We start from the raw sequence: 20,589 nt of genomic DNA, 5'->3' as shown, positions 1-20,589 counted from the left end.
CTACAACCAGCTCGGCAGCCAGTAGTGCGACCGGACGAAGTCCCACGGCACCTGCAGGGCGGTCCACATCGGGTACCAGTACGCGCTCGCGAGCAGCACCACGACGAGGTACACCCCGACCCACACGATCGCCTTCGTCCGACGCCGCCGCGGATCGTCGCGTGAGCCCAGCACCAGCCCGATCGTCGCGGCCAACGCCATCACCATGAAGGGCTCGAACGCGATCGTGTAGAACTGGAAGACCGTCCGGTTCACGTACAGCAGCCACGGCAGGTACCCCGCCGCGACGCCCATCACGACGAAGCCGTACTCCCACCGGCGCCGGGTGATGAACAGCACGAGCACCGCGACCACCGCGGCCACCGCCGGGTACCAGATGAGCGGGTTCGCGACGCCGGTGATCGCCGCACCGCACCGCACGGCCTCGCAGCCGTCCTGCCCGGCGTTCGTCCCGACGTAGTACATCGACGTGGGTCGCTGCATGAACAACCACAGCAGCGGGTTGGCCTGGTACGAGTGCGGCGTGTGCAGGCCGATGTTGAAGCCGTAGATCTCGGACTGGTAGTGCCACCAGTTCTGCACGCTGTCCGGGACCCACGACAGGATCCCGCCCCAGCGCTGCCCGCCCGAGGCGATCCAGTTCCGGTCCCAGCCGTCCTTCGACACGAACCACCCGGTCCATGACGCCAGGTAGGTCGCGGCGGCGATCGGCACCGTGAGCAGGAACGTCACCGGCGCCTGCTGCAGGAACGCGCTCGACGACCAGAACTCGATCCCGGCGCGCTTCCGCAGCATCATGTCGGTCAGCACCGAGTAGACGGCGAAGAACGCCAGGAAGTACATCCCGGACCACTTCGTGCTCGTCGCGAGCCCGAGGGCCAGCCCCATCGCGAGCAGCCACGGCCGCCACCACAGGAACGGTCCCCAGAGGGTGTCCCGTCCGGCAGCGACCCGGCGGGCGACCCACGCGTCGAGTCGTCGAGTGGTCCAGCGGCGGTCGAGCAGCAGCGCGCCGAACCCGAGCACGACGAAGAACGTGACGATCCCGTCCAAGAGCGTGACGCGGGACATCACGATCGCCTGGCCGTCGACCGCCAGGAACCCGCCGGCGAGCGTGCCGACGAGGGTCGAGCGGAACAGGGACCGGGCGATCACGGCGACGAGGAACACCGTCGCGATGCCGAGCACCGCGACCGCGAACCGCCAGCCGAACGAGTTGTCCGGCCCGAACAGCAGCATCCCGAGCCCGATGAGGTACTTGCCGAGCGGCGGGTGTGCGATGAACTCGGCGGCACTCGTGAACAGGTTGGTCTGCCCGTCCGCGAACCGTTCGTCGGTCGTCGGGAGCGAGTCGTCGGTCGGGTTCGCGGGCCAGGTGCCCTCGTACCCGAGGTGGACGATCGACCACCCGTCCTTGACGTAGTACGTCTCGTCGAACACGAGCGAGTGCGGGCGTCCGAGGTCGATCAGCCGCAGCAGGGCCGCGAGCACGGTGACCGCGATCGGCCCCGCCCAGCGCCAGGCGGCGACCCGCCAGCCGACCGACATGACGCGCACCCACCAGTCGTCGAGGCGCGACCCACGGGGCACTTCGGGCGCAGAGGGGAGTGCGTCGGCCAGGTCCGTGGTCACCCGCAGCATCCTACGGATGCGGCGCAGTGATCCGCTGCGTCCACAATGGGGCGTGTGATCGTCCTCGCAGCAACTCCCATCGGCAACCTCGGCGACGCGTCGCGCCGACTCGTCGAGACCCTGTCCAACGCGACGGTCGTGGCGGCGGAGGACACCCGCACCGCGATTCACCTGATGCGAGCGCTCGGGATCGAGAACCGCCCGCGGCTCATCGCCCTGCACGAGCACAACGAACGGGCGAAGGCCGCGGAGGTCGTCGAGCTCGCCCGGGACGAGGACGTCGTGGTCCTGACCGACGCCGGCATGCCCGCGATCAGCGACCCCGGGTTCCCGCTCGTCGAGGCCGCAGCGGCCGCCGGGGTCACCGTGACCGCGCTCCCGGGGCCGTCCGCGGTGCTGATGGCGCTCGCCGTGTCCGGGTTGCCGACGGACCGGTTCACGTTCGAGGGGTTCCCGACGCGGAAGCCGGGGGAACGTCGACGCACGTTCGAGGCACTCGCCGGCGAGCAGCGGACGATGGTGTTCTTCGAGTCACCGCACCGGCTGGCGGACACGCTGACCGACATGGCTGCCGGGTTCGGGGACGGGCGCCGGGCAGTGGTCTGCCGAGAACTCACGAAGCTGTACGAAGAGGTCCGCCGCGGAACCGTCGCCGAGCTCGCTGCGTGGGCGGCCGACGGGGTCAAGGGCGAGATCTGCATCGTCGTCGCGGGAGCGTCCGGCTCCCTGGACGAGGTCTCGCTCGACGAGGGGGTCCGGCTGGTGCTCGAGCGGGTGGCCGCCGGAACCCGCATGAAGGAGGCGTCGGCCGCCGTCGCGGACGCGACGGGGCTGTCGAAACGGGACCTGTACGAAGGCGCGCTGGCGGCGCGGTGACACGGCGGAGCGCCGGACGGGAGGCTCGGGGCGGGCCCGCCACGAGCCTCCAGTCCGGGTTTTCCACAGACGGTCGCCGGGCGCGTCATGCGGTCGCCGCGCGCCCGTAGGATGGTCCGCATGTCCGACGGCTCCTCGTTCAGCATCACCACGCCGATCTTCTACGTGAACGACGTGCCCCACATCGGGCACGCCTACACCGAGGTCGCCGCGGACTTCATGGCGCGCTGGCACCGTCAGCGCGGCGACGACACCTGGCTGCTCACCGGCACGGACGAGCACGGCCAGAAGATCCTGCGCACCGCCTCGGCGAACGACGTCTCCCCGAAGGAGTGGGCGGACCGACTCGTCACCGACGCGTGGAAGCCGCTGCTCGACACCGTCGACGTCCGGAACGACGACTTCATCCGCACCACCGACGAACGGCACGAGCGCGGCGTGACCGCGTTCCTGCAGAAGCTCTACGACGACGGCTACATCTACGCCGGCGAGTTCGAGGGGTTCTACTGCGTGGGCTGCGAGGAGTACAAGCAGCCGAGCGACCTCGTCCCCGGCACCGGTGCGTACGAGGGACAGCAGGTCTGCGCGATCCACTCGATCCCGGTCGAGGTCCTGTCCGAGCGCAACTACTTCTTCCGGATGTCCGACTTCGAGCAGCGCCTGCTCGACCTCTACGAGTCGAACCCGGAGTTCATCCAGCCGGAGAGCGTCCGCAACGAGATCGTCTCCTTCGTCAAGCAGGGCCTGCGCGACCTGTCGATCTCGCGGTCGAGCTTCGACTGGGGCATCACGATCCCGTGGGACCACGACCACGTGCTCTACGTGTGGTTCGACGCGCTCCTCAACTACGTCACCGCGCTCGGCTACGGCAGCGACGACGACGAAGCGTTCCAGCGCCTCTGGCCGAGCGTCCACATCGTCGGCAAGGACATCGCCCGGTTCCACGCGGTGATCTGGCCCGCCATGCTCATGGCCGCGGGGCTGCCGGTCCCGAAGCGCGTGTTCGGGCACGGCTGGCTGCTCGTCGGCGGCGAGAAGATGTCCAAGTCGAAGCTGACGGGCATCGCGCCGTCGGAGATCACCGACACGTTCGGGTCCGACGCCTTCCGGTACTACTTCCTGCGGGCGATCACCTTCGGGCAGGACGGGAACTTCAGCTGGGAAGACATCTCGGCGCGGTACCAGGCCGAGCTCGCGAACGGCTTCGGCAACCTGGCGTCGCGGATCCTCGCGATGATCGACAAGTACTTCGACGGTGCCGTGCCGTCTCGTGGCGAGCTGTCCGCGTCCGACCAGGCGATCGACGATCTCGCAGTCGACGTCACGACGCGCGCCGACGCCGCGATCGCCGCCTTCGCGCCGCACGACGCCATCACGACCACGTGGGAGCTCGTCGATGCGCTGAACGGGTACATCACCGAGCAGCAGCCGTGGGCCCTCGCGAAGGACGACGCCCAGCGCGAGCGCCTCGGGACCGTGCTCACGACGGCGCTCCGCGGGCTCGGTACCGTGGCGGTGCTCGCGTCACCGGCCATGCCGAAGGCGACCGAGAAGCTCTGGGCCTCGATCGGTGCCGGCGGCTCCATCGCCGAGCAGCGCGTGGATCGTGCGTGGGAGTGGCAGGGCGCGACCCGGATCACGTCGCTGGAGTCCGGCCTGTTCCCGCGCGTCGAACAGGCGGAACAGGGCGCAGCGTGACCGACGCCCATCTCCGTTCCCGGTCCGGCGACGGCGGCGGCGGGTCCAAACGTGACCTGACCTACCCGCCGTTGCCCGAGGCGCTCGTGGTGCCGGTGTACGACAACCACACCCACATGGAGATCGCCGACGGTGGAGACGACGGCGCGCTCGACTACCGGGAGCACCTCGACCGCGCGTCGAGCGTCGGTGTGCGGGGCGTCGTGCAGGTCGGCACCGACCTCGCGACTTCGGAGTGGTCCGCTGAGATCGCCGCGCGTGAACCCCGGGTCCTCGCCGCCGTGGCGCTGCACCCGAACGAAGCGCCCGTGCTCCACGAGCAGGGCCTGCTCGACGAGCACCTGGCCGGCATCGAGCGGCTCGCCGCGCTGCCCCGCGTCCGGGCCATCGGGGAGACCGGGCTCGACTTCTTCCGCACCGGTGACGACGGCCGCGACGCCCAGATCCGGTCGTTCGAGGAACACATCCGGATCGCCAAGGAACACGACCTCGCGCTGACGATCCACGACCGCGACGCGCACGACGCCGTCGTCGAGGTGCTCGACCGTGTCGGTGCCCCGGCGAAGACGGTGTTCCACTGCTTCTCCGGCGGACCGGACCTCGCCAGGCTCTGCGCCGAGCGAGGCTGGTACATGTCGTTCGCCGGGACCGTCACGTTCAAGAACGCGCAGCAGCTCCGTGACGCCCTCGAGGTCGCGCCGCGGCACCTGCTGCTGGTCGAGACCGACGCGCCGTACCTCACGCCGACGCCCTTCCGCGGGCGGCCGAACGCGCCGTACCTCATCCCGTTGACGCTCCGTTCGATGGCCGAGACGCTCGGCACCGATCCGTCGATGCTCGCCGCGCAGATCGCCTCGAACACCGAACTCGTCTACGGCGCGTGGGACGCCGAACCCGTGACGGTGTCCGGATGAGCGCGCTGCTCGGCCCGACCGAGATCCGAGACCTCGCCGCGAAGCTCGACGTCACCCCGACGAAGAAGCTCGGGCAGAACTTCGTGCACGACGCCAACACCGTCCGGCGCATCGTCGCATCCGGTGGCGTGACGGCGGACTCTCGCGTGCTCGAAGTCGGACCGGGCCTCGGCTCCCTGACCCTCGGCCTGACCGAGACCGGCGCTCCCGTCACCGCCGTCGAGATCGATGCCCGCCTGGCGGCGCAACTCCCGGCGACCGTGTCCGCGATGCAGCCGTCCGCGCAGCTGACGGTGGTGCACCAGGACGCCCTCAAGGTCTCCGCGGACGACCTCCCGGTCGCGCCGACGCACCTCGTCGCGAACCTGCCGTACAACGTGTCCGTGCCGGTGCTCCTGCACCTGCTCGCGACCTTCCCGTCGATCGAGCGGTCGCTCGTCATGGTGCAGGCCGAGGTCGGGTACCGCCTGGCCGCCGACCCGGGCAGCAAGGTCTACGGGTCGCCGAGCGTCAAGGCCGCCTGGTACGGCGACTGGCGGATCGCAGGTCAGGTGAGCCGTCAGGTGTTCTGGCCGGTGCCGAACGTCGACAGTGTCCTCGTCGGGTTCGTGCGGAAGGACCCGCCGGGCGACGAACTCCTGCGCTCCCGCGTGTTCGCCCTCGTCGACGCCGCGTTCCAGCAGCGTCGGAAGATGCTCCGCCAGGCGCTGTCCGGGGTGCTCGGTGGGAGCGCCCACGCGTCCGAGGTGCTCGAGGCATCGGGCATCGCCCCGACCGCCCGTGGTGAAGAGCTCGGCGTCGACGACTTCGTGCGCCTCGGCCGGACGGTCCTCGCCGCCGCTGGCTGAGTGTCTGCCGGCTGCGTGGCTTCCGGCTGCGTGTCTTCCGGCTGCGTGGCTGCTGGCTAGTTCGCTGCGACCTGCACGGTCTCGCCACCGGTCAGCGCGACCAGCTGGTCGAACGTCAACGGCATGACGGAGTTCGCGGTCCCCGCGGCCGACCACACCGGGTCGTAGTCGGCCAGCGCCACGTCGACGACCGTCCGGATCGGTGCCGGGTGACCGACGGGGGAGACCCCTCCGATCGGCTGGCCCGTGATCTCGCGCACCTGCTTTGCGGTCGCCATCGTGAGCTCCTCGACACCGAGGCTGCCGGCGAGCAACCCCGTGTCGACGCGGTGGCGCCCTGACGTCATCACCAGGAGCGGCTCACCGTCCGCCAGGAACAGCAGGCTGCTGGCGATCGCACCGGGCTCGGTACCGAGCGCCGCCGCTGCCTGCGCCGCGGTGTGCGTGGAGTTGGGGAGTTCGCGTGCCGTCGTGTCCACGCCGGCCTCGGCGACGATCCGCTGGATCTCGTGCATGCGTGCGTTCATCGGTGCTCCGTCCGTGTCGCGGTGCTGGTGATCGTCGCGCCGCGCCCGGCGAGTGCGGCGATGAGTCGTTCGGGATCGCCGCACCGGAAGGACAGGTCGCGCTTCCCCGTGATCGACAGCCGGACGCCCGGCCCGTTGTCCATCAGGACCACCGTGCCACGACCCGGGCCGAACCGGACACCCCACCCGCCGACGTCCGTCCCGCGCAACGCGATCGGTGACGCCGAGGTGATCGTCCGCGGGTCGATGGTGCGTCGGTACCAGAACGGTGTCAGGCGGACCGAGAGTCGGTCGTCCAGCGCGACCGTCAGACGCGTGGTGGCAAGGACGGTACCGAGCCCTGCGACCACGACGAGCGCGACGCTGCTGATCACGAGGTCGGACATCGACGGCTCCTTGCCGGGGGAGGGCGGCACGAGGGCGATCGTCATGGCGATCGCGATGCTGCCGACCGCCGTCGCGATCCCGAGGACGCGGAAGAGCGTCGATGTCGTGCTGGTCTCGGTGTACCCCGTGTTCCCCATGCACCCATCCTCGCGGACGCTCGGATGGCAGTCCAGTTGCATGTCGTATACCGATTCGTTGCGGTGCCCGGTCAAGCGCTCCTACCGTGCGATGACCGACGAAAGGAGCACCCCATGACCATGACCAGCCCCGATCAGCATCGCTACCACTCGGACGAAGTCCCGATCCGTCTCCTCACCGCTGCGGAGATCGAGGCAGGACGCAACCACCCCGTCGGGACGCCGGAGGACCGTGCGCGAGAGGTGGCCGAGATCCTCCGCCGCTCCACGTTCACGCACACGAGTCGTTTCGATCGGCGTCCTGTCTGGTACCTCTGAGATGTGCGTCGATCCCGCTGGCCATCCCCTCGAAGTCGGTGTGCACGCGATGGAGGGCTGCGATCCCCTCCCGTCCGGAGTCGTGCTCGAGACGGGTTTCATCGTGAGTGCGCTGGAGTCGTCCGACCGGCATCACCAAGCGTCCGCAGCCTTCCTCGAGCGGCTCATCCGAGCGCGCACCGCGCTCTTCTACAACGACCTGTTCGAGCTCGAGCTCCACGAGAAGGCGTTCGAACTCGGCGCGCAGGAGGTCCGCCTCCGGATGGACGCGGACACGGTGGCCGCCGCGGCGGTGATCGACTCCGGGTCGGTGACGTCGAGCTCGACGGTGCCGAAGCCGTGCTCGGCGGCGAGCGCGTCGAGGAGGGCGCGGCGACGTCCGCCGATGACGACGGTGCTGCCGGCCTCCTGCAGACGGAGGGCGAGACCGAGGCCGATGCCCGAGGTCGCGCCGGGGATGAAGACGGTGGCGTTCGTGATGTCCATGCCGTCAACGATCGGGCCACCGGCGGAACCGGACCAGAGTCCGTTCATCGGGGGACCGCCGATCCCTGGCAACCGCCGCCGGGCAGCAGCAGACTGGACGCCATGGACCGCCCAGCGCTCGCCGACTTCCTCCGCCGTCGCCGCGAACTCCTGCGCCCGGAGGACGTCGGCCTCGGCACCGGTGCCAGGCGCCGGACGCCCGGGCTCCGTCGCGAAGAGGTCGCCGCACTCGCCGGGATGTCCGCCGACTACTACACGCGCCTCGAGCAGCAGCGCGGCCCGCAGCCCTCCGAGCAGATGGTGCAGGCGATCGCGAGGGCCCTGCGCTGCAGCCTCGACGAGCGCGACCACCTGTTCCGTCTCGCCGGGCACAACGCTCCGGCGCGGGTGCACCGCTCCGACCACGTCGACCCGGCGATCCTCCGCGTGCTCGATCGGCTGGAGGACACCCCGGCCATCGTGGTGAGCGACCTCGGCGAGACCCTGGTGGAGAACCGGCTGGCCGTCGCACTCCTCGGGAGCGGGCTCGGACTCTCGGGCAACGAGCGGTACCAGCCGTGGCGCTGGTTCATGACCGGGTCCGAGCGCGCCAAGTACGCGCCGGAGCAGCACGAGCGACTGGCGCGGTCACAGGTCGCGGGGCTCCGCGCGGCGGTCGGCGCAGCGGGACCGAGTGACTCGCGGGCGGTCGAGCTGATCGCGGACCTCGAGGCGAACAGTGAGGAGTTCCGGGCGATCTGGTCGCTGCACGAGGTCGCCAGCCGGTGGGAGGACCACAAGACCTTCGTGCACCCGGAGCTCGGCCGGATCACCGTCGACTGCCAGGTGCTGCACACCACGAGCCAGACCCAGGCGCTGCTGCTCTTCACGGCACCCGCCGGCAGCGAGGACGCCCAGAAGCTCGAGCTCCTCGGCGTGCTCGGCCAGCAGGTGTTCAGCCGCTAGCCGTGGCCGATCAGGACGGCTAGTATGTTCCATGCAGGACGCTTCGAGCCTCCCGCACCCAGCCAACGCCCCGCCCACGAGCGGGGCGTTGTGTCGTCCATGGGCATCGTGTCGTCAGCCGGCATGTGTCGTTCAGGGCCGCCAGATGTACTCCTTGCACGTGATGGAACGGATCCGGCCCACGATGTCAGCCATCGCCTTCTCCGATCGTGGATCGGTCTCCTGGATGGTGTGCGATCGGTTCAGGAAGTACGTCGCGACGTCGGCCGCCTGCAACACCCGGCTCTCGTGGGACGGGCCGAAGTAGATCGTGTCGGCGATGTGCGTGAGCGGCCGACTCGTGTAGCCGGCGACCTTGGCGACCTTGAAGGTCCGCAGACTCCGTCGAGCTCCCGCTGCACCGTGGTGCTCGTCGGCAAGCACGAGACCGAGGCGATCCGGCCGATCGATCCATCCGAGCCGGTCGTCAACCGACTGCAGGAGCTGCGCGAGTGCGATCTCGTGCGGAGGGAACGCGTGATCTCGGTACCGTGCCCGGTGCGCTTCGAGGTCGATGCCGCGGAAGACGAACGCGGCCGATGAGCGCGCGAGGACCTTGGCGACGAGTCTGCACGCCTTCACGCGCCACCCGATGGGTACCGACCGCCAGGGACCCGTGCCGTGGAACATCTCCACCGCGTGGAACTCCGTGGCGGGGTCGAAGCCGTCCACTTCGTTCGCGACGAGCTCCGCGATGCCGTCCAACCCACGTTCGATCGAACGGACCGCGCCTGCGTCTGCGATGAGCGCGCCGAAGAAGTAGTAGGCATCGTCTCGGGCCGATTCGTCGATGAAGATGAGCCGCACGGCAGAACGTTACCGCTGAAATACCGAGTGGTGCGGCGAGCAACACCGCGTCACACACCTGGCAACCCCTCCGAGGCCGTGCCTAGGGTGGGTCCGTGAGCACTCCGCGCGTGTACGTCATCCACGAGAACCCCGAGTGGTTCCCGCCGCTCGCCGCTGCCTTCGAGGCCGAGGGCGTGCCGGTCCAGGAGATCCTCCTCACCGAGGGGCAGGTCGACCTGGCCTCCGAGCCGGAACCGGGCGTGTACTGGTCCCGGATGTCGGCCAGTTCCCACACCCGCGGCCACGAGCACAGCAAGGAGTACACCCGTGCGCTCCTCGGACACCTGGAGCGCGCCGGCCGGCAGGTCGTCGGCGGCAGTCACGTCCTCGAGCTCGAGGTGTCGAAGGTCGCCCAGCACGGGTTGCTCCAGCAGGCCGGGTTCGACGTGCCCCGCACGACGGCGGTGTTCGGCACGGCGCCGCTGAAGGACGCGGCCCGCACCTTCACCGACGGCCGTGACGTCCCCTTCATCACGAAGCACAACCAGGGCGGCAAGGGCCTCGGCGTCCGCCGCTTCGACTCGCTCGCAGAGTTCGACGCCTACGTCGACAGCCCCGAGTTCGAGGAGCCCGTCGACGGCATCACCCTGCTGCAGGAGTACCTGACAGCTCGCGAGCCGTTCATCACGCGCGTCGAGTTCGTCGGCGGCGAGTTCGTCTACGCGGTCCGCGTCGACACCAGCGCCGGCAGCTTCGAGCTCTGCCCGGCCGACGCGTGCGAGGTCCCCCAAGTCATCGCGGGAGCCGTCTGCGACGTCCCGGGAACGGACGCCGCAGGAGCACCCCCCGCGTTCTCGGTCCGCACCGAGGTCACAGCGCAGCACCCGCTCGTCCAGCAGCTCCGCACGTTCCTCGCCGACCAGCGCATCACGATCGCGGGCGTCGAGTTCATGGAGACCACGGACGGCCGCACGGTCGTCTACGACATCAACACGAACACGAACTACAACCCCGCCGTCGAGGAGACCGCGCCGGCCTCCGGCCCGCGCTCCATCGCCCGCTACCTGGGCGGTCTGCTGGCGGCCGAGTACGCGCCGCAGCTCACGGCCTGAGCACGCAAGAACCACCGGACCGGAGGCTCGTGGCGGGCCCGCCACGAGCCTCCAGTCCGACCCTCCTCACCTCCCCAAGGAACTCACCCCGTGCGATTCGGATACTGGACCCCGCTCTTCGGCGGCTGGCTGCGCAACGTCGACGACGAGCACATGCCGGTCACCTTCGACTACGTGAAGCGGTTGGCGCAGCGCGCCGAGCGCATCGGCTTCGACCTGACCCTGGTGCCGGAGCTGAACCTCAACGACATCAAGGGCACGGCCGCGCCGAGCCTGGAGGCATGGGCGCTCGCCGCGGCCATCGCGGCGACGACCGAGCGCCTGGAGATCATGGCGGCGATGCGGCCCGGGTACCACCTGCCGGCCGTCACCGCGAAGCAGGCGGCGACGATCGACGACATCTCCGGCGGTCGCTTCACGTTCAACGTGGTGAGCGCCTGGTGGGCCGAGGAGGCGCGCCAGTACGGCGGCATCTTCTCGGAGCACGACGACCGCTACAAGCGCACGGCGGAGTTCGTCGAGATCATGAAGGGCCTGTGGCGGGAGACCCCGTACTCGTTCCACGGTGAGTACTACGACATCGAGAACGCCCACCTGGAACCGAAGCCTCGGGTCACCCCGCGCATCTACGCCGGCGGCGAGAGCGAAGCGGGCAAGGCGAGCATCACGCACTACGCGGACGCCTACGTGACCCACGGCGGCACGGTCGAGGAGCTCCGGACGAAGATCGCGGAGATGCGTCGTCGTCGTGCGGACGCCGGCCTGCCGCCGTTCGAGGCGTTCGGCATGGCCGCGTACGCGATCGTGCGCGAGACCGAGGAGGAAGCGCAGGCGGAGCTCGCGCGGATCACCGACGTGCAGCACGGCAAGGCGTACGAGTCGTACCAGGACTTCATCTCGAAGTCGCAGCTCGAGCACGTGCCGTCGCTCGAGGACTACTCGGTGTCGAACCGTGGGCTGCGGCCACAGTTCGTCGGGACGCCCGCGCAGGTGGCGTCGCGCATCCGCGAGTACGAGAACGCCGGCGTCGACACGCTGCTGCTGCAGTTCTCGCCGCAGCTCGAGGAGATGGAGCGCTTCGGCGAGCAGGTCATCCCACTGGTCAGGTCCTCGGTGGTTCCTGCCTGATGGGGACCACGGAAGAGGGCTGGGCGTTCGAGACCCGGCAGATCCGCGCCGGCTTCAAGGCCGATCCCGGGTTCGGCGGGAACGTGCCGCCGATCGCGCAGAGCGCCGCGTTCGTGTACCCGTCGTCGGAGGAGGCAGCGGGGCGCTTCATGCTCGACGTCCCCGGCCACACCTACTCGCGCGTCAACAACCCGTCGGCGGCAGCGCTCGAACGACGGATCGCGGACCTCGAGGGCGGTGTCGGTGCCTTGGCGACGGCCTCGGGTCAGGCGGCGACCACCCTGGCGATCCTCGGGGTGGCCCGGGCCGGCGCGCATGTGGTCTCGAGTGCGTCGTTGTACGGCGCCACGTACACGCTGTTCGCCTCGACGCTCCGGGACCTCGGCATCGAGTTCACCTTCGTGCAGGACCCGACCGACCTCGACGAGTGGGCAGCGGCCGTCCGGCCGGAGACCCGCGCGTTCTTCGGCGAGTCGATCCCGAACCCGCGTGGCGACGTCCTCGACTTCGCGGGCGTGGCGGGGGTCGCGCACGACGCCGGTGTCCCGCTCATCGTCGACAACACGATCGCGACGCCCTACCTGGTCCGTCCGTTCGAGCACGGCGCGGACATCGTCGTGCACTCGGCGACGAAGTACCTCGCCGGACACGGCAGCGCGATCGCCGGGCTGCTGGTCGACGGCGGCACGTTCGACTGGGCGGCGCACGCCGACAAGTACCCGCAGCTGACCACGCTCGACTCCGGCTTCGCGGGGACCAACTTCGCCGAGCGGTTCGGCAACCGTGCGTTCATCATGCGCACCAGGACGAAGGTCGCCGCCGACCTCGGTCCCGCGATCGCCCCGTTCAACGCGTTCCTCGTGCTGCAGGGCATCCAGACCCTGTCGCTCCGGATGGACCGGCACGTGTCGAACGCGGCGACGGTGGCCACGTGGCTGGACGCACACGACCAGGTGGACCGCGTGCACTACGCCGGGCTGCCCGACTCGCCGTGGCACCACCTGCAGCAGCGCTACGTCCCCGCAGGGCCGTCCGCGGTGATGGCGTTCGACCTCGCCGGGGGTGTCGAGGCCGGTCGGCGCTTCGTCGGCGCCCTCGAGCTGTTCGACCACGTGTCGAACATCGGCGACGTCCGGTCGCTCGTCGTGCACCCCGCGTCGACGACCCACGTGCAGATGACGACCGAGCAGCGGGCTGCAGCGGGCGTCGGCGACGGGCTCATCCGGCTGTCGATCGGCCTGGAGCACGCGGACGACATACTGGCCGACCTGGAGCGGGGTTTCACCGCAGCGCGCGCGGGATAGGTTGGTCGTATGACCTCGCTGGCCGCACCGACCCGCGTGCGGACGCGCGCTCCCGGCAAGATCAACGTGTTCCTCTCCGTCGGCGCCCTGCAGGAGGACGGCTACCACGACGTCGCCACGGCCTACCAGGCGGTGTCGCTGTTCGAGGACGTCGTCGCCGAACCCGCCGATGACTTCTCAGTGCGGTTCACCGGTCCGATCGACACGTCGGCCGTGCCCGTGGACGACACGAACCTCGCGCTCCGTGCTGCCCGGCTCGTGGCTGAGTCGGCGGGGTACCAGGGCGGTGTCCGGCTGACGATCGACAAGCAGGTCCCGGTCGCGGGCGGCATGGGCGGTGGCTCAGCGGACGCGGCCGCGACGCTCCTCGCCGTCGACACGCTCTGGGGCACCGCGCTCGGGCGCGACGAACTCCTGCGGCTCGCCGCCGAGCTGGGGGCCGACGTGCCGTTCGCCTTCGTGGGCGGGACCGCCGTAGGGACCGGCCGCGGGGACGAGCTCAGCCCGGCGCTGGCGAAGGGTGAGTTCCACTGGGTCCTCGGGCTGAGCGACGACGGGCTCTCCACGCCGGCCGTGTACCGCGCGCTCGACGAGCACCGCGAACGCTACCGCGCCGACATCGCCCCGGCCCCGTCGAACCCGGTGGTCGAGGCGAACGTGCTGCAGGCACTGCGCGCGGGGGACCCCGACCTGCTCGCGGACTGCCTGCACAACGACCTGCAGGCACCGGCGATGCGACTGCAGCCCGCGCTCGCGAAGACCCTGGAGCTCGGCGAGAAGTCCGGAGCGCTCGCCGGGATCGTCTCCGGCAGCGGACCGACGGTGGCGTTCCTCGTCGCCGACACCGACACCGCGCTCGAGGTCCAGGTCGCGCTGAGCGCCATCGGCATGGTCGCGGTCCGCGCCACCGGCCCGGTGCACGGCGCACGCGTCGTGCACTGAGCCCAGGAACAGGATCGACGGTCGGGCCGTCAGTCGGACAGTCGCTGGAACAGGACGTGGTCCTGCCACTCGCCGGCGATCCTGAGGTACCGCGGCGCGTAGCCGTACCGCTCGAAGCCGTTCTTCTCGAGGACCCGCTGCGACCGTGCGTTGTGCGGCAGGGTCCCCGCCTCGACCCGGTGCAGCCCGAGCTGGTCGAAGGCACGGCGCACCGCGAGCCCCACGGCGGCGGTGGCGGCCCCGTGTCCGGCGGACTCCTCGGCGACCCAGTACCCGAGCGTCCCCGACATGAACGCGCCGAGGACGATCGAGTTGATGTTCAGGCGCCCCACGACGACGTCGTCGGTGGTGATCACGAGCGGCAGCATCTGTCCCCGCTCGCGACGTCGGACGCACGCCAGGATCTCGGCGCGCTGCCCGTCGGCGGTGAAGAAGGTGTCCGGGCGCACCGGGTCCCACGGTGCGAGGTACGCGCGGTTCTCGACGAGGAGGTCGGCGAGCCGGTCGGCGTCGGACAGAGCGATCGGTCGGACGTCGTGGCGCATCCCGGCAGCATCCCACACCGAACTGCCGGCAGGGCTCGTGTCAGGAGGCGCGGACGTACTCGGTCATGATCACCGTGCCGGTCTTCCAGTGCTCGCGGGCGCTGAACCCGTGCTCGGCGAGGACGGACGCCGCCTCCGGCTCGATGTTCCGCGAGGTCCCACCGACGAACCACACGGTGTCGATGTCGTCGAGCCGAGCGGGGACCGTCGTGGCGAGGTCGCCGGTCTGGTTCCACAGGACGCCGGACTCCGCGCCGTTCTTCCGGACGCCGAGGTCGGTCATACCGGTGAACGCCCACGGGTAGGACACCCGGATGATGTCCGACGTGGCCCCCGGGTGCTTGTACACGCTGCCGAAGATGACGCCCTCGTCGGCGTCCGGTCGGGCGTCCCGAACCGACGCGATGATCGACGCGGCCTTCGCCCACGTCGAGTCCTGCTTGGACGTCGGTGTCTTGACGTCGTAGGCGGACGGGAGCGACAGGACGAGGAGTGCTGCGACGGACGCGGACAGCCACACCCGCGGGCGGATCGCGGTCAGCGCGAGGGCGATCAGGATGGCGACGAACGGCAGGCTCAGGCTCGCGTACTTCGGGGAGTACAGGTGCTCCCCGAGCGCGGTCGCGCCGACCAGCACGATGGTCGGGACGAGTGCCAGGGGGAGCGCGACGCGGACGGTCTGTGCGCGGAACAGGTCACGGACGGCCGGAGACGCCCGATGTGCCCGCACCAGCGCGGTGACGACGCCGACGGCCAGCAGCGCCCATGCGACCGCTGCGTAGGCGTCGTCGCCACCGAACCACGCAGTGGCGAAGACCTGGGCGACGGTCCGCGAGGTGATGCCGGCGATCCAGGCGACCTGCTTCGACTGCGACGCGACCTCGATCACCAAGGGCGACACCACGACGGCCGCGGCCACCCCGGCGATCGCCCAGCGGACGAGTGCGCGCCGTGTGACCAGCGGTGCGGGCATCGAGCCGCCCCGTTCCGAGAGCGCGGATCGACGAACGGCGGACCTGCGGGCCGCGAGCGTCCAGAGCAGGACGACCGCGTGTGCGACGACCGCCAGCGCGAGGTAGACGTTGAGCGTCACGGCGACGGCGGCGAGCGCGCCGTACGCGATCCACCACTGGACGGGATGCCGTCCGTTCGCGCGGGTCCGTCGCACCGCCGTGAGCCCGACGAGGGTCAGACAAACCGAGAGTGCCGTGACGGTGGCGTACGGTCGGCCCTCGCTGCCGGCCCACTGCACGCGGGGGAGCGCGATGAACACCAGACCGGCGACGATCCCGAGTCGTCTGCCGCCCAGCCGTCGGCCGAGGGCGACGACGAGTCCGGCGGCGACGCCGATGGCGAGCGCGCTCGGGAAGCGGAGGGTGAACGGGGTGTACCCGACGAGCCAGAACCACACGTGCATGAGCGCGTAGTAGAGGCCGTGCACGGCGTCCACCGAGTGCAGTTCGGCCCAGAGCTGCGGCCAGGAGCGCTGCGCGCTGGTGACGGTCGCGGCCTCGTCGTACCAGAGGGACGGCACCCAGGCGAAGGCCGCCGAGACCAGCGCTCCGATCGCACCGACGGACAGCTCCGGCGTCCGGACGACCGACAGGCCGAGCGCCCCGGCTGCGCCGCGCAGCCGCGAACGGACCACGGGTGCGTCGATCGGACGGGGCACCCGGATGCTGCCGGTGCGGGGGGAACTCACGCGCTCGACGGTAGCGACGGCCCCTGGGCGGCCCCCTGGGGAATCGGCGTGCCTGGCTGTGAATGTCACATTCGGATTCGGAGCCCTCACAGGAACCGACGGGTCGTGGAGACGGGTTAGGGTCTGGGCATGAGCCGCTTGCGCATCAAGGACGCCGCCCGCTACCTCGGTGTGAGCGATGACACGGTCCGGCGGCTCGTCGACAACGGGACCTTCTCACGACTCGTCGACGACGCCGGTCGCGCGGTGGTCGACGGGCGCGAGCTCGCCACGCACGCCAAGGCGCACGGGGCGACGCTGCCCGATCCAGCGGCACCGGTGCGGAGCTCGGCGCGCAACCGCTTCGTCGGCATCGTGACGGACCTCGTCGTCGACACCGTCATGGCCCAGGTCGAACTGCAGTGCGGTCCGCACCGGGTCGTCTCGCTGATGAGCGCAGAGGCGGTCCGCGACCTCGGGCTCGAGGTCGGGTCGGTCGCCGTCGCATCCGTGAAGGCGACGATGGTCACCGTGGAGACGCCGGATGCCGACGACTGACCGGCGCGGAGAACTGACCCCTGCACGCCGTCGCCTCGGGTCCCGCACCGCAGCGCTCGACGCCGGTGGTGATCCCGTCCTCGAACGGCTGGCCGCCGCACGTGTGCTCGTCGTCGGCGCCGGTGGCCTCGGTGCACCGGTCGTGGCGTACCTGGCCGGGAGCGGCATCGCCCGGCTGACGATCGTCGATCCCGACGTCGTCGACGCGTCGAACCTCGCCCGGCAGACGCTCTTCGGCACCGCGGACATCGGGGTGCCGAAGGCGGAGGTCGCCGCTGCTCGTGTCCGTGCGGTCGACCCCGAGTGCCGGGTCGACGCCGTCGTCGGCTCCTTCCACGCGGACCTCGTCGCCGGACACGACGTCGTGGTCGACGCCGCGGACTCGGTCGTCGTCACGCGAGCGGTCTCGGACGCGTGCGCACAGCACGGCGTCCCGTTCGTGTGGGGGACGGTGCTCGGCTACGACGGACAGGTCTCCGTGTTCGACGACCGCGTGGTGGACTTCCACGACCTGCACCCGGAGGTGCGACCGGACGAGGGCTCGTGCGCGCTCGACGGGGTCCTGCCGGCGCTCTGCGGTGCGGTGGGCTCGGTGATGGCCGCACAGGTGACCGCACTCGTCGCCGGACTCGGGGAGCCGCTGCTCGGTCGGGTGCTCAGCGTGGATGCCCGTCGGTGGCGGTGGACCGAGAGCCCGCTCCGACGAGGTCCGGGGTCGCGACGGCCGGACGCTCCCGATGTCGCACCCGGGGATCGCATCTCGCCGGCGGCCCTCGCGGCACGCATCGCGGACGGCACCGATCCCGTGGTGGTCGTCGACGTCCGGACCCCGGCCGAGCGCGCCGGTGGCGTCATCACCGGGGCGGTCCCACCGGAGGAACTCCCGGACGACGACAGCCCGGTGGTCGTCGTGTGCGCCCGGGGTCCGCGCGCCGTCGCCTGGGCGGCGACCGCCGATCGTCCGACGGCGATCCTCGACGGTGGGATGCAGGCGTGGGTCCGCGAGGGACTCCCCACTGTGTGAACGCATATGCGGATAGGCTGGCTCAGTCGATCCGCGGATGCGGTCAATGAGGTGGGAGACCGAATGCGTACGAAGACCATCGCCGCTGCCGTCACGGCCGCTGCCGTCGCCGTCGTCCTGGCCGGGTGCAGCACGGGTGGCGCCGGCACCGGCACCGGCACCGCGACGGACAGCAGCAGTGCGAGCGCCAGCGCGGGCCCGACCGGGACGATCACGGTGTTCGCGGCCGCGTCGCTCCAGAAGACGTTCACCGAGCTGGGATCGGACTACGAGCACGCGCACCCCGGGACGACCGTGACGTTCTCGTTCGCCGGCTCGAGCGACCTCGTCACGCAGATCCAGAACGGTGCGCCGGCCGACGTGTTCGCGAGCGCCGACGAGGCGAACATGACGAAGCTCACCAAGGCCGACCTGATCAGCGGCAGCACTCCGGCGTTCGCCACCAACGTGCTGCAGATCGCCGTCGCCCCGGGGAACCCGAAGAAGATCACGAGCCTCGACGACCTCACCGCATCCGGTCTGCAGGTCGTCACGTGCGCGGCCCCGGTGCCGTGCGGTGCCGCGACCGAGAAGGTCGAGCAGGCGGCCGGCGTCACCCTGCACCCGGTCAGCGAGGAACAGTCCGTCACGGACGTCCTCGGCAAGGTCGAGTCGGGACAGGCCGACGCCGGGCTCGTCTACGTCACGGACGTCAAGGGCGCGGGTGACAAGGTGGACGGAGTGTCCTTCGACGCCTCGAAGAGCGCGGTGAACACGTACCCGATCGGCGTCGTGCGGGGCTCGTCGAACGCCGCGCTCGCGAAGTCGTTCAGCGCGTACGTCCGCTCGGCCGAGGGTGAGAAGGTGCTCACGACGGCGGGCTTCGGCGCACCGTGACGAGCCGGTCGGGCACGGCGGCACCGTGGTGGTTGCCGGTCCCGGCCGTGCTCGGGGGACTGTTCGTCGTCGTCCCGGTGCTCGCGATGGTCGGCCGGGTGGACTGGACGTCCTTCGTCGCGCTCGTCACCGCACCCTCGTCCCTCACCGCCCTGGGGTTGAGCCTCGGCACCGCCGCGGCCGCGACCGGCATCGCGTTCGTCCTCGGACTCCCGCTCGCCGTCGTCTTCTCCCGTGTCCGCTCCCGCTGGGTCGGTGTCGCGCGCGCCGTCGTGCTCCTGCCCCTCGTCCTGCCACCCGTCGTCGGCGGCCTCGCGCTCCTCGCGGCGTTCGGCCGGATCGGGCCCGTCGGGGGCTTCCTCGCCGACCACGGCGTCCGCATCGCGTTCACCACGGCAGCGGTCGTGATGGCGCAGACGTTCGTCGCGATGCCGTTCCTCGTGTCGGCGATCGAGGGTTCGCTCCGGATCGGGGGCGACCGGCTGGAGCGCATCGCGTCCACGCTCGGTGCCAGGCCGACACGGGTGCTGTTCACCGTGACGATCCCGCGCGCCCTGCCCGGCATCGCGTCCGGCCTGGTGCTCTGCTTCGCGAGGGCGCTCGGCGAGTTCGGTGCGACGCTGACCTTCGCCGGCAGTCTGGAGGGCGTCACCCGCACCCTGCCGCTGGAGATCTACCTGCAGCGGGAGGTCGACCCGGACACGGCCGTCGCGCTGGCGCTCGTGCTCGTCGTGGTCGCCGTCGTCGTGATCGGACTGACCTCGATCCGCACCGGAGCCCGGGCGGCCTGGTCGTGAGCGGGCTCCGCGCGCACGTGGTCCTGCGGGACCGCGACGTCGACGTCACGCTCGAGGTGGGACCGGAGGAGTGCGTCGCGGTCATCGGGCCGAACGGCGCCGGCAAGTCGTCGATCGTCGAGGCCGTCGCCGGCCTGCTCGCACTCGACGCCGGATCGATCGACATCGCCGGCAGCACGGTCGACGGCGGCCGTCGCCCCGTGCCGCCGCACCGACGGCGGGTCGGTCTGGTCGCGCAGCGCTCCGACCTGTTCCCGAACCTGTCGGTGGCCGGCAACGTCGGCTACGGTCCGCGGTCCACCGGTCGGCGCGGACGGGAGGCACGGGTCGCCGCCGACAGGGCCCTGGCACTCGTCGACGCGGTCGCGTTGGCCGACCGCGATCCCGCGACCCTGTCCGGCGGGCAGGCGCAGCGCGTCGCGATCGCCCGGGCACTCGCCGCCGATCCCGCCGTGCTGCTGCTCGACGAGCCCACCTCCGCGCTCGACGTCGAGGCCCGGGGCAGCGTGCGCGCGGCCCTGGCGACCGCGATCGCCGGGCGTCCCAGCCTGCTCGTCACGCACGACCCGATCGAGGTCGTCACGCTCGCGACCCGGGTGCTCGTCGTCGACCGTGGCCGGGTCGTCGAGTCCGGCACGACCGCCGATGTCCTCGGGCGTCCGACGAGTGACTTCGGCGCCGCGTTCTCCGGACTGGTGCTGCTCGCCGGGACCGCCACCGCTGGTGGGATCGCGCTGGACGGCGGCGGTGAGCTGCCGGGGCGGACGCGGGTCGAGCCTCCCGGCCGTCGGTGTCTGGCGGCCTACCACCCGACGGCCGCGGTCGTCGGCCGGGACGGCGCCGGGCTGCTGCGGACCGTCACGGCGCTGGAGCCGCGGGACGGACTCGTGCGCATCCGTGCGCAGGAGCTCGTCGCGGACGTGACCGTGGCGGCCGCCAGCCGGCTCGGGCTCGCGGTCGGTGAGGACGTGCGAATCGCGGTGCCGGTCGGCGAAGTGGACGTGTACGAACCGCGACGGTGACAGG

The 20,589-nt window shown here is 70.9% G+C and carries 22 protein-coding genes; 15 read left to right on the top strand and 7 right to left on the bottom strand.

Going from position 1 to position 20,589, the window contains the following annotated elements; genetic code table 11:
- Positions 1-1,632 (bottom strand): dolichyl-phosphate-mannose--protein mannosyltransferase, encoded by a 1,632-nt coding sequence (locus ACO0E1_RS01145; protein ID WP_422872482.1) that lies wholly within the window; start codon positions 1,630-1,632, stop codon positions 1-3.
- 54 nt (positions 1,633-1,686) lie between these two features.
- Here ACO0E1_RS01145 and rsmI point away from each other — a divergent pair, with 54 nt between their 5' ends.
- From rsmI to rsmA, 4 genes are all read left to right on the top strand, one after another.
- Entirely contained in the window at positions 1,687-2,508 is an 822-nt protein-coding gene (gene rsmI / locus ACO0E1_RS01140) for a 16S rRNA (cytidine(1402)-2'-O)-methyltransferase (protein ID WP_422872481.1), read from the top strand.
- 120 nt (positions 2,509-2,628) lie between these two features.
- Positions 2,629-4,206: a methionine--tRNA ligase gene (metG, locus tag ACO0E1_RS01135; RefSeq protein WP_422872480.1), complete on the top strand. Its 1,578-nt coding sequence runs from the start codon at positions 2,629-2,631 to the stop codon at positions 4,204-4,206.
- Positions 4,203-5,120, top strand: a complete 918-nt coding sequence (locus tag ACO0E1_RS01130) for a TatD family hydrolase (RefSeq protein ID WP_422872479.1) — start codon at positions 4,203-4,205, stop codon at positions 5,118-5,120. Before metG ends, ACO0E1_RS01130 begins: the two co-directional genes overlap by 4 nt.
- Positions 5,117-5,968 (top strand): 16S rRNA (adenine(1518)-N(6)/adenine(1519)-N(6))-dimethyltransferase RsmA, encoded by an 852-nt coding sequence (gene rsmA / locus ACO0E1_RS01125; RefSeq protein ID WP_422872478.1) that lies wholly within the window; start codon positions 5,117-5,119, stop codon positions 5,966-5,968. Before ACO0E1_RS01130 ends, rsmA begins: the two co-directional genes overlap by 4 nt.
- Before the next feature lie 56 nt (positions 5,969-6,024).
- On the opposite strand, the gene ACO0E1_RS01120 is transcribed toward rsmA, so the two are convergent.
- Together ACO0E1_RS01120 and ACO0E1_RS01115 are read right to left on the bottom strand one after the other, a co-directional pair.
- Positions 6,025-6,495: a YbaK/EbsC family protein gene (locus ACO0E1_RS01120; protein WP_422872477.1), complete on the bottom strand. Its 471-nt coding sequence runs from the start codon at positions 6,493-6,495 to the stop codon at positions 6,025-6,027.
- Positions 6,492-7,019 carry a hypothetical protein gene (locus ACO0E1_RS01115; protein WP_422872476.1) on the bottom strand — a complete coding sequence of 176 codons (528 nt, stop codon included), beginning with the start codon at positions 7,017-7,019 and terminating at the stop codon, positions 6,492-6,494. Before ACO0E1_RS01115 ends, ACO0E1_RS01120 begins: the two co-directional genes overlap by 4 nt.
- 114 nt (positions 7,020-7,133) lie before the next feature.
- Here ACO0E1_RS01115 and ACO0E1_RS01110 point away from each other — a divergent pair, with 114 nt between their 5' ends.
- Complete coding sequence (locus ACO0E1_RS01110; protein ID WP_422872475.1) at positions 7,134-7,337, top strand: hypothetical protein; 204 nt, start codon at positions 7,134-7,136, stop codon at positions 7,335-7,337.
- A gap of 189 nt (positions 7,338-7,526) precedes the next feature.
- Here the strand turns inward: ACO0E1_RS01110 and ACO0E1_RS01105 are convergent, their stop codons facing one another.
- Positions 7,527-7,871: an SDR family oxidoreductase gene (locus tag ACO0E1_RS01105; protein WP_422872474.1), complete on the bottom strand. Its 345-nt coding sequence runs from the start codon at positions 7,869-7,871 to the stop codon at positions 7,527-7,529.
- A 54-nt stretch (positions 7,872-7,925) separates the two neighbouring features.
- Here ACO0E1_RS01105 and ACO0E1_RS01100 point away from each other — a divergent pair, with 54 nt between their 5' ends.
- A complete protein-coding gene (locus ACO0E1_RS01100; protein WP_422872473.1) occupies positions 7,926-8,768 on the top strand; it encodes a helix-turn-helix transcriptional regulator in 843 nt (280 codons plus the stop codon).
- Positions 8,769-8,900: 132 nt separating this feature from the next.
- Here ACO0E1_RS01100 and ACO0E1_RS01095 read toward each other — a convergent pair whose 3' ends face one another.
- Complete coding sequence (locus ACO0E1_RS01095) at positions 8,901-9,614, bottom strand: DUF3800 domain-containing protein (protein ID WP_422872472.1); 714 nt, start codon at positions 9,612-9,614, stop codon at positions 8,901-8,903.
- A 95-nt stretch (positions 9,615-9,709) separates the two neighbouring features.
- Here ACO0E1_RS01095 and ACO0E1_RS01090 point away from each other — a divergent pair, with 95 nt between their 5' ends.
- The 4 genes from ACO0E1_RS01090 (at position 9,710) to ACO0E1_RS01075 (ending at position 14,082) form a co-directional block, all read left to right on the top strand.
- Positions 9,710-10,708 (top strand): ATP-grasp domain-containing protein, encoded by a 999-nt coding sequence (locus ACO0E1_RS01090; RefSeq protein WP_422872471.1) that lies wholly within the window; start codon positions 9,710-9,712, stop codon positions 10,706-10,708.
- Positions 10,709-10,798: 90 nt separating this feature from the next.
- On the top strand, positions 10,799-11,836 hold the full coding sequence (locus ACO0E1_RS01085) for an LLM class flavin-dependent oxidoreductase (protein WP_422872470.1): 1,038 nt from the start codon (positions 10,799-10,801) through the stop codon (positions 11,834-11,836).
- On the top strand, positions 11,836-13,140 hold the full coding sequence (locus tag ACO0E1_RS01080) for an O-acetylhomoserine aminocarboxypropyltransferase/cysteine synthase family protein (RefSeq protein WP_422872469.1): 1,305 nt from the start codon (positions 11,836-11,838) through the stop codon (positions 13,138-13,140). The genes ACO0E1_RS01085 and ACO0E1_RS01080 overlap by 1 nt, the downstream gene beginning before the upstream one ends.
- A 9-nt stretch (positions 13,141-13,149) precedes the next feature.
- A complete protein-coding gene (locus tag ACO0E1_RS01075) occupies positions 13,150-14,082 on the top strand; it encodes a 4-(cytidine 5'-diphospho)-2-C-methyl-D-erythritol kinase (protein ID WP_422872468.1) in 933 nt (310 codons plus the stop codon).
- 29 nt (positions 14,083-14,111) lie between these two features.
- Here the strand turns inward: ACO0E1_RS01075 and ACO0E1_RS01070 are convergent, their stop codons facing one another.
- Positions 14,112-14,627, bottom strand: a complete 516-nt coding sequence (locus ACO0E1_RS01070; RefSeq protein WP_422872467.1) for a GNAT family N-acetyltransferase — start codon at positions 14,625-14,627, stop codon at positions 14,112-14,114.
- A gap of 40 nt (positions 14,628-14,667) precedes the next feature.
- A complete protein-coding gene (locus tag ACO0E1_RS01065) occupies positions 14,668-16,329 on the bottom strand; it encodes a glycosyltransferase family 39 protein (protein ID WP_422872466.1) in 1,662 nt (553 codons plus the stop codon).
- A gap of 129 nt (positions 16,330-16,458) precedes the next feature.
- Between ACO0E1_RS01065 and ACO0E1_RS01060 the strand changes: the two genes are divergently transcribed.
- From ACO0E1_RS01060 to ACO0E1_RS01040, 5 genes are all read left to right on the top strand, one after another.
- Positions 16,459-16,866: a TOBE domain-containing protein gene (locus tag ACO0E1_RS01060; protein WP_422872465.1), complete on the top strand. Its 408-nt coding sequence runs from the start codon at positions 16,459-16,461 to the stop codon at positions 16,864-16,866.
- The gene (locus ACO0E1_RS01055) at positions 16,853-17,890 is read left to right on the top strand and encodes a ThiF family adenylyltransferase (RefSeq protein WP_422872464.1); all 1,038 of its coding nucleotides are present in this window, start codon (positions 16,853-16,855) and stop codon (positions 17,888-17,890) included. Before ACO0E1_RS01060 ends, ACO0E1_RS01055 begins: the two co-directional genes overlap by 14 nt.
- A 63-nt stretch (positions 17,891-17,953) precedes the next feature.
- Positions 17,954-18,766 carry a molybdate ABC transporter substrate-binding protein gene (gene modA / locus ACO0E1_RS01050; protein ID WP_422872463.1) on the top strand — a complete coding sequence of 271 codons (813 nt, stop codon included), beginning with the start codon at positions 17,954-17,956 and terminating at the stop codon, positions 18,764-18,766.
- A complete protein-coding gene (locus ACO0E1_RS01045) occupies positions 18,763-19,563 on the top strand; it encodes an ABC transporter permease (protein WP_422872462.1) in 801 nt (266 codons plus the stop codon). Before modA ends, ACO0E1_RS01045 begins: the two co-directional genes overlap by 4 nt.
- Complete coding sequence (locus ACO0E1_RS01040) at positions 19,560-20,585, top strand: ABC transporter ATP-binding protein (RefSeq protein WP_422872461.1); 1,026 nt, start codon at positions 19,560-19,562, stop codon at positions 20,583-20,585. The genes ACO0E1_RS01045 and ACO0E1_RS01040 overlap by 4 nt, the downstream gene beginning before the upstream one ends.
- Positions 20,586-20,589 lie beyond the last annotated feature (4 nt).

Origin of the sequence: Curtobacterium guangdongense (genome assembly GCF_049341845.1) — a bacterium.
GTDB classification, from domain to species: Bacteria; Actinomycetota; Actinomycetes; order Actinomycetales; family Microbacteriaceae; genus Curtobacterium; species Curtobacterium guangdongense.
Note: the sequence above shows the minus strand (reverse complement) of the source record. Positions and strands in the feature narration are given on the sequence as shown.